This is a genomic window from Falsiroseomonas oryziterrae (genome assembly GCF_021864505.1).
GTDB classification, from domain to species: domain Bacteria; phylum Pseudomonadota; class Alphaproteobacteria; order Acetobacterales; family Acetobacteraceae; genus Falsiroseomonas; species Falsiroseomonas oryziterrae.
Window position 1 is genome coordinate 1 of the sequence record NZ_JAKJIB010000124.1, and the last position, 10,267, is coordinate 10,267.

A 10,267-nucleotide genomic window follows, 5' to 3' on the forward strand; every position below is an offset into this window, starting at 1 on the left:
CGGGCGGATCGGCGTCGCCGGCCGCCACCCCGCGTCCGGCCCCGCCGGCGCCGGGTCCGATCCAACTGACGGAGTCGATGATGGTGCAGCCACCGCCCGGCCCGCCGGCCGCCCCCCCGCCCAAGCCGCCGGAGGCTGCGCCGCCGGCCCCGGCGGGGAATGACGGGCTGGTGGCGCCGACGGTCGCGGCCGCCACCTCCGCCACGGTCGGCAAGCTTCTGGCCGCGGTCGCGCAGGAGCGCGGCGCCGCTGTCTCACGCGGCGGGCCGACGCTCGAGGACCTGGTGCGGGAGGAGATGCGCCCCCTGCTCAAGGAGTGGCTCGAGAAGCACCTGCCGCCGATCGTGGAGCGCCTGGTGCGCGCCGAGATCGAGCGGGTGGTGAGCCGCGCGACCTGAAACCGCGCCACGCGCCGGCGCCGCGAAGGGCAGCCTTGCCGGCGTAAGCCCTTGACCTTCCCGCCGCGGGCGCGGAAGGGATGCGGCCATGCTCGACAAGACCTTCGACCCCGCGGCCGTCGAACCGCGGCTCTACGCATTGTGGGAAGCCTCCGGCGCCTTTGCCGCCCGTCCTGACTCGGACGCGCCGCCCTTCGTCATCATGATCCCGCCGCCCAATGTCACGGGCAGCCTGCATATCGGCCATGCGCTGACCATGACGGTGCAGGACACGCTGACGCGCTGGCGCCGGATGCAGGGGCGGGACGCGCTCTGGCAGCCCGGTACCGACCATGCCGGCATCGCGACCCAGATGGTGGTGGAGCGGCTGCTGGCGTCCCAGGGCCAGGACCGGCGCGCCATGGGGCGCGAGGCCTTCCTGGCGCATGTGTGGGAATGGAAGGCGCAGTCGGGCGGCAGCATCACCCGCCAGCTGCGCCGGCTCGGCGCCAGCCTCGACTGGCCACGCGAGCGCTTCACCATGGACGAGGGCCTCTCGAAGGCGGTGCTCGAGGTCTTCGTGACGCTCCACAAGCAGGGGCTGATCTATCGCGACCGCCGGCTGGTGAACTGGGACCCCAAGCTGCAGACGGCGATCTCCGACCTCGAGGTCGAGAGCCGGGAGGTGAAGGGGAGTCTCTGGACCCTGCGTTACCCGATCGAGGGCGAGCCGGGCCGCTTCATCCAGGTGGCGACCACGCGGCCCGAGACGATGCTGGGCGACACGGCGGTGGCGGTGCATCCCGAGGATCCGCGTTTCCGCGACCTCGTCGGCAGGCGCGCCGTGCTGCCGCTGGTCGGGCGCCCGATCCCGATCGTCGCCGACACCTACTCCGACCCCGAGAAGGGGACGGGTGCCGTGAAGATCACCCCGGCGCACGACTTCAACGACTTCGAGGTGGGCAAGCGCCACGGCCTGCCGATGCCCTCGGTGCTGGATGCCGAGGCGCGCGTCGCGCTGGCCGAGATCGAGGCCGATCTGCGCGCGGTGGAGGGCATCGCCGAACCGGACTTCGTCCGCGGCCTCGCCGGGCAGGACCGCTTCGCCGCGCGCAAGGCGGTGCTGGCGAAGCTCGAGGAACTCGGGCTGCTCGAGAAGACGGAGCCGCACACGCACCAGGTGCCGCATGGCGACCGCGGCGGCGTGCCGCTCGAGCCGCGGCTGACCTGGCAGTGGTACTGCGACGCCAAGACGCTCGCGCAGCCGGCCATCGAGGCGGTGGAGAGCGGCCGGACGGAGTTCGTGCCGAAGCAGTGGGAGAACACCTTCTTCGCCTGGATGCGCGACATCCAGCCCTGGTGCGTCTCGCGCCAGCTCTGGTGGGGCCATCGCATCCCGGCCTGGCATGCCCCCGACGGCAGCATCTTCGTCGAGCGGACGGAGGAGGAGGCGCTGGCCGCCGCGCGCGCGATGTTCGGCGCCGATGTGCCGCTCAGGCGCGACGAGGACGTGCTGGACACCTGGTTCAGCTCGGCGCTGTGGCCCTTCTCGACGCTCGGCTGGCCTGAGAAGACGCCGGAGCTCGCGAAATACTACCCGGGCAGCGTGCTGGTGACGGGCTTCGACATCATCTTCTTCTGGGTCGCCCGGATGATGATGATGGGCCAGCACTTCATGGGCGAGGTGCCGTTCCGGCAGGTCTACATCCACGGCCTGGTGCGGGACGAGAAGGGCCAGAAGATGTCGAAGACCAAGGGGAACGTGATGGATCCCCTGGAGCTGATCGACGCCTATGGCGCGGATGCGCTGCGCTTCACCATCTGCGCGCTGACCGGGCCGGGCCGCGACGTGAAGCTCGGCCGCAAGCGCGTCGAGGACCATCGCGCCTTCGTCACCAAGATCTGGAACGCCGCGCGCTTCCTGGAGATGAACGGCATCGCCGCGCCGCAGGGTTTCGACCCGGCAAGCGCCACGTCGCCGCTCGCACGCTGGATCCTGGACGGCGCGAACCGCGCGGTGGCGGCGTGCACCGCGGCGCTGGAGGCCTATCGCTTCGACGAATATGCGGCGGCCGCCTATGCCTTCGTCTGGGGCAGCTTCTGCGACTGGTTCATCGAGCTCGGGAAACCGGTGCTGAACGGGCCGGACGGGGCGGAAAAGGACGAGGTGAAGGGTGCCGCCGGCCATGTCTTCGGCACCATCCTGCGCCTGCTGCACCCGGCGATGCCCTTCGTCACGGAGGAGCTCTGGCACCGCTTCGGCTATGGGCCGGAAGGCAGCCTGATCCGCACCGCCTGGCCCGATTCCGTGCCGGTGCCGGATGCGGAGGCGGCGCGGGCGGAACTGGACTGGGTGGTCGCGCTGGTCGGCGAGGTGCGCGCCGCGCGGTCCGAGATGAACGTGCCGCCCTCCGTGACCGTGCCCTTGCTGCTGCAGGGCGCGGCGCCGGCGACGCTGGACCGCGCGGGCCGCTGGATCGACGCGATCCGGCGCCTCGCCCGAGCCACCGAGGTGCGCCCGCTCGACGGCGCGCCGCCCAGGGGCGTGGCGCAGGTCGTGGTCGGCGAAGTCACGGTGATGCTGCCGCTGGCGGAGGTGATCGACCTCGGCGCGGAGCGCGCGCGGCTCGCCAAGGCGCGCGGGACTGCGGAGGGCGAGGCCCGCAAGCTCTCGGCCAAGCTCGGCAACGCCGATTTCGTCTCGCGCGCCGCCGAGGAGGTGGTGGAGGAGACGCGCGAGCGCCTCGCCGCGGCCGAGGCCGAGATGGCGCGTCTCGACGCCGCGCTCGCGCGCATCGCGGGGTAGGGGAGGGCGCCGGTGGACGCGGGCACCATCAAGCTGCTGGTGGCGATCGTGATCTTCTCGGCGCCGGTGATCATCTGCGCCGAGATGATGCCGAAGCAGGAGATCCTTGGCCGCCGCTTCACCCGCGCCCAGGCGCAGGCGATCGGCGCGGTGATCGGGCTCGTGGGCGGCGTCGGCTTCCTGCTGGCGACGGGATAGGCCTCGCCCCCTTACCCGCGGCGCCGCGATGTGGCAGGCAGTCGCCCGACAGGGCGGGCCTCGGACGGGGAGGGGCGGCGCCCCGGTTGCTCAGGAAAGACCGCCAGCCATGACCAAGTGGGACAAGTCGAAGCTGCCGAGCCGCCACACGACCGTGGGGCCGGAGCGCGCGCCGCATCGCAGCTACTACTACGCGATGGGGCTGACGAAGGAGGAGATCGAGCAGCCCTTCGTCGGCGTCGCCACCTGCTGGAACGAGGCGGCACCCTGCAACATCGCCCTCTCGCGCCAGGCTCAGTCGGTCAAGGTCGGCGTGAAGGCCGCCGGCGCGACGCCGCGCGAGTTCACGACCATCACAGTGACCGACGGCATCGCCATGGGCCACCAGTCCATGAAGGCCTCGCTCGCCTCGCGCGACGTGATCGCGGATTCGGTCGAGCTGACGATGCGCGGCCACTGCTATGACGGGCTGGTCGGCCTCGGCGGCTGCGACAAGACGCTGCCCGGCCTCATGATGGCGATGATCCGCCTGAACGTGCCGAGCGTGTTCATGTATGGCGGCTCGATCATGCCGGGCCGGCACAAGGGCCGCGACGTGACCGTGCTCGACGTCTTCGAGGCGGTCGGCCAGCACGCCGCGGGCAACATGTCGGACGAGGAGCTGCTCGAGCTCGAGCAGCATGCCTGCCCCGGCGCGGGCGCCTGCGGCGGCCAGTTCACCGCCAACACCATGGCCTGCATCTCCGAGGTGATCGGCCTCGCGCTGCCGGGCTCGGCCGGCGCGCCGGCGCCCGACGAGAAGCGCGACTACTGGGCGGAGAAGTCTGGCGAGGCGGTGGTGGAGCTGATCCGCCGCAACCTCCGCCCGCGCGACATCGTGACGCGGGACGCGCTGTTCAACGCGGCGGCGATCGTGGGGGCCACCGGCGGCTCGACCAACGCGGCGCTGCACCTGCCCGCCATCGCGCATGAGGCGGGGATCAAGTTCGACCTGCACGACGTCGCCGAGATCATGCGCGCGACGCCGCACATCGCCGACCTGAAGCCGGGCGGGAAGTACGTCGCGCTCGACGTCTACAATGTCGGCGGCGTGCCGGTGATCATCAAGGCGCTGCTCGAGGGCGGCTATCTGCGCGGCGACGCGATGACCGTCACCGGCAAGTCGCTTGCGGAGAACCACCGCGAGGTGATCATCCCGAAGGACCAGGACGTGGTCCGCCCGACCTCCGACCCGATCAGCCCGATTGGCGGCGTCGTGTCGCTGAAGGGCACGCTCGCGCCGGAAGGGGCGATCGTGAAGATCGCCGGCATGAAGAGCCTGCGCTTCGAAGGCACGGCGCTCTGCTTCGACTGCGAGGAGGACGCCTTCAAGGCTGTGGAGATGCGCGCCTACAAGCCGGGCGACGTGATCATCATCCGCTACGAGGGCCCGAAGGGCGGCCCGGGCATGCGCGAGATGCTCTCGACGACCTCCGCCATCTACGGCCAGGGCATGGGCGACAAGGTGGCCCTCATCACGGATGGCCGCTTCAGCGGCGCGACGCGCGGCTTCTGCATCGGCCATGTCGGACCGGAAGCCGCGGTGGGCGGCCCGATCGCGCTGATCGAGAACGGCGACAAGATCGTGATCGACGCGGAGAAGGGCAGCATCGACCTGCTGGTGGACGAGGCGACGCTGGCCGCCCGCCGCGCGAAGTGGCAGCCGCGCAAGACGCTCTACACCTCGGGTGCGCTGTGGAAATACGCGCAGCTGGTGGGGCCGGCCGTGAACGGGGCCGTGACCCATCCCGGCGCCGCCGAGGAGAGCCACGTCTACGCCGATCAGTGACACCGGACTGGCGGCGCGGGCGCTTCGCCCGCGCCTGCCACGCCGCTGCCGCGAATCCGCCCGACCTTCGGCCTTTCTTCCGCGTTCAGTAAGGTGTTCGGCAGCCGCCCCCTTCAACGGGCTGCCGCACCGGAGCGCCCTATGCCCAGGCTTCGACCGCTCGTGCTGCTCGCCGCCCTGGCCGCCTTGCCAGGCTGCGTGGTCACGGCCGATGTCGGGCCCACCTACGGCTATGTCGCGCCGCGGCCCTACTATTACGCGCCGCCGCCCGTGGTCGTGTATCGGCCGGCGCCGGTCTACCGGCCCTACTACGCCCCGCGCCCCTATTACGGCCGGCCCTATTACGGCCGGCCGCCGGGCTGGCACGGCCGTCCCTGGTCGGGGCCCTATCGCCGCTGGTAGGCGTCACGCATCCAGCGTGACCAGCACCGGCGTGTGGTCGGAGGGAGAGTCCTCCGCGCGCGGCGCGACGTCCACCTCCGCGCCCGACAGGCGCTCCGCGAGGTCCGCGCTGAGCAGGGCGTGGTCGATGCGCAGCCCCCGGTTCAGCTCGAAATTCGCGCCGTAGTCCCAGTAGGTGTAGAGCCGCTCGCCCGGATGCAGCGCGCGCAGCGCATCCGTCAGGCCGAGATGCTCCAGCGCCCGCCAGGCGGCGCGGGTTTCGGGCCGCACCAGCGCGTCGGTGGGCGGCAGCGCGCCCGGCGCCAGGTCGATCTCCGTCGGGCAGACGTTGAAGTCGCCGAGGATCGCGAAGGGCGTGAAGGAATCGAGCCGCGCCTGCGCGAGCACGCGCAGCCGCTCCATCCAGCCGAGCTTGTAGCCGTAGCCCTCGTCGCCGCCGGAATTGCCGTTCGGCAGGTAGATCCCGGCGACCCGCATCCCGGCCGCCGCGACTTCGACATAGCGCGCCTGGGTGTCCGACCCGTCGCCCGGCAGTGCCTCGGCGACCACCTCGAAGGGGATGCGTCCCAGCACCGCGACGCCGTTGCGGCCGCCCTGCTGGCCGATGGCGTGCAGGCGATAGCCCGTCCCCTCGAACTCCAGAGCCGGCACCTCCTCCGTGCGGCATTTCAGTTCCTGCAGGAAGAGCAGGTCGGGCTGCCGGCGTTCCAGGAAGCGGCGCACATGGGCGGCGCGCTTCCGGATCGAGTTCACGTTGAAGGTCGCAAGGGTCAGCATGCGCGCGCGAACCTGCCCGCGCGGCGCCCCGGGATCAACCGACCCGGATCAACCGACCGAGAAGGACGTCCCGCAGCCGCAGGCGCTGACGGCCTGGGGGTTCCTCACGGCGAAATGGGCGCCGATCAGCGCCTCGGTCCAGTCGAGCTCGGAGCCGGCGAGCAGTTCGAGGCTGACCGGATCCACGAAGACGCGGGCCGGCCCCTCGGCGATCACCAGGTCGTCGCCGGCCGGCGCCTCCTCGATGGCGAAGCGGTACTGGAAGCCCGAGCAGCCGCCCGCATCCACCGCCAGCCGAAGCCCGGCGCCGGGCTTGCCCTCCCGGGCGGCGATCTCGGCCACCTGGGCGGCGGCGCGGGGGGTGACGCGGAAGGGAGCCGTGGCGGCGTCCATGGCGGTGCAATCTCCTCGGGTCGGAAGATAGGGCGGGAGGGGGCGGGATTCCAACACTCGGAGGCGGGTGTGGACGGCGCCGCGGGCCCGATGCTAGGCCCGCGGGCATGGACCCGATGCGGTTGCCGGACGGCCTCGCACCCTGGGCGGTGCGCGCCGCCGAGTCGCGGGGGCGCCTGCATGCGGAGCCGGCGGGCGGCACGCGCTCGCCCTATCAGCGCGACCGCGACCGGATCATCCACTCCACCGCCTTCCGGCGGCTGCAATACAAGACCCAGGTCTTCGTCTACCACGAAGGCGACCATTTCCGGACGCGGCTGACCCACAGCCTCGAGGTCGCGCAGATCGCGCGCTCCATCGCGCGCGAACTGGCGCTGGACGAGGATTTGGCGGAGGCGCTGGCGCTGGCCCATGACCTCGGCCACCCGCCCTTCGGCCATGCCGGCGAGGATGCGCTGGATGCGATGATGAAGCCCCATGGCGGCTTCGACCACAACGCGCAGTCCCTGAAGGCGGTGACGCTGCTGGAAGCGCGCTATGCCGGCTTCGACGGGCTGAACCTCACCTGGGAGACGCTTGAGGGGCTCGCCAAGCACAACGGCCCGCTGCGCCGTCCGCCGCCCTACATCGCCGAGTACGACCGGCGGCAAGCGCTGGACCTCTCGACCCATGCCAGCGCGGAGGCGCAGGTCGCCGCCATCGCGGACGACATCGCCTACAACAACCACGACCTTGACGACGGCGTGCGGGCGGGGATGTTCACGCTCGACGAGGCAGCGGCGTTGCCCCTGGTCGCCGAGGCCTTCGAGCGCGCGCGGGCCGAGAATCCCGGCCTGCCGCGCGACCGCGCGACGAGCGAGACGGTGCGGCGCGTGATCAACGCGATGGTGAACGACGTGGTCGCCGAGACGCGGCGGCGCATTGCGGCCCTCGACCCGAAGAGCGCCGACGACATCCGCGCCGCCGACCGCCCGGTCGTCGCCTTCTCCGAGCCGATGATGGAGGCGAACAACGCGCTGCGCGCCTTTCTCTTTGCGCGGATGTACCGGCATTGGCGGGTCAACCGGACGACGCAGAAGGTGAAGCGGGCGCTGCAGATGCTCTTCACCCTGCTGCATGGCGAGCCGCGCCAACTGCCGCCCTGGTGGCAGGCGCGGGCGGGGGAGCCGGGCAGCCCGGCGGCGGCCGCGGCGGTCTGCGACTACCTGGCCGGCATGACCGACCGCTACGCGCTCGAGGAGCACAAGCGGCTGACGGACCCGACCGTGCCGGGCTGAGGGCGGCCGCGGGCCCGTTCCCAGCGACGCGCCGGGCATGGCGACCCTGGCGGGGAGAGGCTAAAGCGGTCGCGCCATGACGAGCCACGACATCTTCGCCGCCATGCGCGCCCGCACCGTGGCGGCGCTGCGCGACATTCTCCCGGACCTGCCGGACGAGGCCTTCGCCAAGGTCCAGACCGAGCCGCCGCGCGACCCGGCGCATGGCGACATGGCGACCAACGGGGCGATGGTGGTCGCCAAGGCCGCGAAGGTTCCGCCGCCGAAGCTCGCCGCGGAACTCGCCGCCCGCCTCGCGGCGCTGCCCGAGGTGGCCGAGGCGGCGCCGGCGGGCCCGGGCTTCGTGAACCTCCGCCTGCGCGAGAGTTTTCTCCGCGCCCAGGTGCCGGCGATCCTGCGGAGCGGCGAGGCCTATGGCGACAGCGCCATGGGGCAGGGGGTTCGCGTCAACGTCGAATACGTCTCGGCGAATCCGACCGGGCCGATGCATGTCGGGCATTGCCGTGGCGCCGTGGTGGGAGATGCGCTGGCCGGGCTGCTGGCCAAGTCCGGCCACGACGTGACGCGCGAATACTACATCAACGACGCCGGCGCGCAGGTGCTCGCGCTCGCCTATGCCGCCTACTGGCGGTACCTTCAGGCGCTCGGCACCTCGATGACCGAGGACCACTACGCGCAGTCGGTCCCCGGCGGGCTGCAGTACCGCGGCGAATACCTGATCCCCGTCGGCGCCGCGCTCAAGGAACGCCACGGCGATGCGCTGGCATCCCACGATGGCGTCTTCGGCTATGCCGCCGCCGGCCCAGATGTCTGGCTCGAGGTCGTGCGCGACACCACCGTGCACCTGATGATGGAGGCGATCCGCGAGGACCTCGCGGCACTCGGCGTCCGCCACGACGTCTTCGTCAGCGAACGCGCGGTGGTCGCCGAAGGTTGGCTCGAGAAGGCGGAATCGCAGCTGGCCGCGAAGGAGCTGATCTATACCGGCGTGCTCGAGCCGCCGAAGGGCAAGACGCCGGACGATTGGGAGCCGCGCCCGCAGACCCTGTTCCGCGCCACCGCCTTCGGCGACGACGTGGACCGCCCGCTGCGGAAGTCGGACGGCTCGGGCACCTACTTCGCCAACGACGTGGCGAACCACCTCGGTAAGATCGCGCGCGGCTTCCCGCAGCTCGTCCAGGTCTGGGGCGCCGACCACGGCGGCTACGTGAAGCGCATGCAGGCCGCCGTCGCCGCGCTGTCGGATCGCGGCGTCACGCTCGACGTGGTGCTGACGCAGATCGTGCATGTGATGAAGGGCGGCGAGCCGGTGCGCATGTCGAAGCGCGCCGGCACCTATGTCACGCTGCGCGACCTGATCGAGGAGGTCGGCAGGGACGCGGTCCGCTTCACCATGCTGACCCGCAAGGCCGACGCGCAGATGGAGTTCGACCTCGACAAGGTGGTCGAGCAGACCCGCGACAATCCGGTGTTCTATGTGCAATATGCGCATGCCCGCTGCCGATCGGTGCTGCGCCAGGCCGGCGACCCGGCGGTGGCCGATCTCGCGGCGGCCGACCTGGCAGCGCTTGGCGACCCGGCCGAGTTGGCGCTGATCCGGCGGATGGCCGCCTGGCCGCGCACCGTGGAGGCCGCTGCTGCGGCGCGGGAGCCGCACCGAATCGCGTTTTTCCTCCAAGACTTGGCCGGCGACTTTCATGTATTGTGGAACAGGGGTCGGGATGACTCGACCTTGAGGTTCATCCGGGCGGAGGAGCCGGAGGCGACGCGCGCGCGTCTGGCGCTGGTCGCCGCCACGGCCACCGTCCTCCGTTCGGGCCTCGCGGTGCTGGGGGTGGAGCCGGTCGAGGAGATGCGATGAGCGAAGCGGTCGTCCCGTCCTATCGGATCCCGCGCGAGCCCTCGTCCGTCCCCTGGCGGATGCTGGCCATCGCTGGCGGCATCCTGGGCATCGCGGCCCTGGGTGCGGCGGGCTGGTGGGCGGTGTCCAAGGTCGGCGGGATGGGCGGCGTACCGGTGGTCGAGGCGGACCCGCGGCCCTTCAAGGTGCGGCCGGACGATCCCGGCGGGCTGCGCGTCCCCAACCAGACCGAGTTGATCCTGGAGCGTCCGGGCCAGCGCCCGCCATCCCCCGGCCAGCAGGGGCGGCCGCAGGCCGTGGCACCGGGCGCCGAGGCGCCCGTCGTTTGTGGGCTGCACATCGCCCTCC

9 protein-coding genes and 1 pseudogene are annotated in these 10,267 nt (G+C 71.7%); 8 read left to right on the forward strand and 2 right to left on the reverse strand.

All coding sequences use genetic code 11. The features are described from left to right. The 5 genes from L2I40_RS11795 to L2I40_RS11815 form a co-directional block, all read left to right on the forward strand. Positions 1-398 (forward strand): DUF2497 domain-containing protein (locus L2I40_RS11795; protein ID WP_237215152.1); only part of this gene is annotated, 398 nt, incomplete at its 5' end. 88 nt (positions 399-486) lie between these two features. After that, a complete protein-coding gene (locus L2I40_RS11800; protein ID WP_237215153.1) occupies positions 487-3,183 on the forward strand; it encodes a valine--tRNA ligase in 2,697 nt (898 codons plus the stop codon). A 12-nt stretch (positions 3,184-3,195) separates the two neighbouring features. Continuing rightward, positions 3,196-3,381, forward strand: coding sequence for a hypothetical protein (locus tag L2I40_RS11805; protein ID WP_237215154.1), 186 nt, complete (start codon positions 3,196-3,198; stop codon positions 3,379-3,381). Between the two features lie 109 nt (positions 3,382-3,490). Continuing rightward, positions 3,491-5,209 (forward strand): dihydroxy-acid dehydratase, encoded by a 1,719-nt coding sequence (gene ilvD / locus L2I40_RS11810; RefSeq protein ID WP_237215155.1) that lies wholly within the window; start codon positions 3,491-3,493, stop codon positions 5,207-5,209. Positions 5,210-5,350: 141 nt separating this feature from the next. Beyond that, positions 5,351-5,611: a hypothetical protein gene (locus L2I40_RS11815; protein WP_237215156.1), complete on the forward strand. Its 261-nt coding sequence runs from the start codon at positions 5,351-5,353 to the stop codon at positions 5,609-5,611. Positions 5,612-5,614: 3 nt separating this feature from the next. Here the strand turns inward: L2I40_RS11815 and L2I40_RS11820 are convergent, their stop codons facing one another. Next, positions 5,615-6,385: an exodeoxyribonuclease III gene (locus tag L2I40_RS11820; protein WP_237215159.1), complete on the reverse strand. Its 771-nt coding sequence runs from the start codon at positions 6,383-6,385 to the stop codon at positions 5,615-5,617. 51 nt (positions 6,386-6,436) lie between these two features. After that, positions 6,437-6,781 carry a HesB/IscA family protein gene (locus L2I40_RS11825; protein WP_237215157.1) on the reverse strand — a complete coding sequence of 115 codons (345 nt, stop codon included), beginning with the start codon at positions 6,779-6,781 and terminating at the stop codon, positions 6,437-6,439. A 116-nt stretch (positions 6,782-6,897) separates the two neighbouring features. On the opposite strand from L2I40_RS11825, the gene L2I40_RS11830 reads away from it, so the two are divergent. The 3 genes and pseudogenes from L2I40_RS11830 to L2I40_RS11840 all read left to right on the forward strand — a co-directional run. Next, positions 6,898-8,058, forward strand: a complete 1,161-nt coding sequence (locus L2I40_RS11830; protein ID WP_237215160.1) for a deoxyguanosinetriphosphate triphosphohydrolase — start codon at positions 6,898-6,900, stop codon at positions 8,056-8,058. 76 nt (positions 8,059-8,134) lie between these two features. Next, positions 8,135-9,919: an arginine--tRNA ligase gene (gene argS / locus L2I40_RS11835; RefSeq protein ID WP_237215158.1), complete on the forward strand. Its 1,785-nt coding sequence runs from the start codon at positions 8,135-8,137 to the stop codon at positions 9,917-9,919. Then, positions 9,916-10,267, forward strand: a pseudogene (locus L2I40_RS11840) (hypothetical protein); the annotation flags it as partial. The gene argS and the pseudogene L2I40_RS11840, both read left to right, overlap by 4 nt.

Bases quoted from the DNA above. Each gene is read 5' to 3' on its own strand.
- ilvD (WP_237215155.1), top strand. From the start codon at position 3,491: ATGACCAAGTGGGACAAGTCGAAGCTGCCGAGCCGCCACACGACCGTG.
- L2I40_RS11825 (WP_237215157.1), bottom strand. From the start codon at position 6,781: ATGGACGCCGCCACGGCTCCCTTCCGCGTCACCCCCCGCGCCGCCGCC.
- L2I40_RS11815 (WP_237215156.1), top strand. From the start codon at position 5,351: ATGCCCAGGCTTCGACCGCTCGTGCTGCTCGCCGCCCTGGCCGCCTTG.
- argS (WP_237215158.1), top strand. From the start codon at position 8,135: ATGACGAGCCACGACATCTTCGCCGCCATGCGCGCCCGCACCGTGGCG.
- L2I40_RS11830 (WP_237215160.1), top strand. From the start codon at position 6,898: ATGCGGTTGCCGGACGGCCTCGCACCCTGGGCGGTGCGCGCCGCCGAG.
- L2I40_RS11800 (WP_237215153.1), top strand. From the start codon at position 487: ATGCTCGACAAGACCTTCGACCCCGCGGCCGTCGAACCGCGGCTCTAC.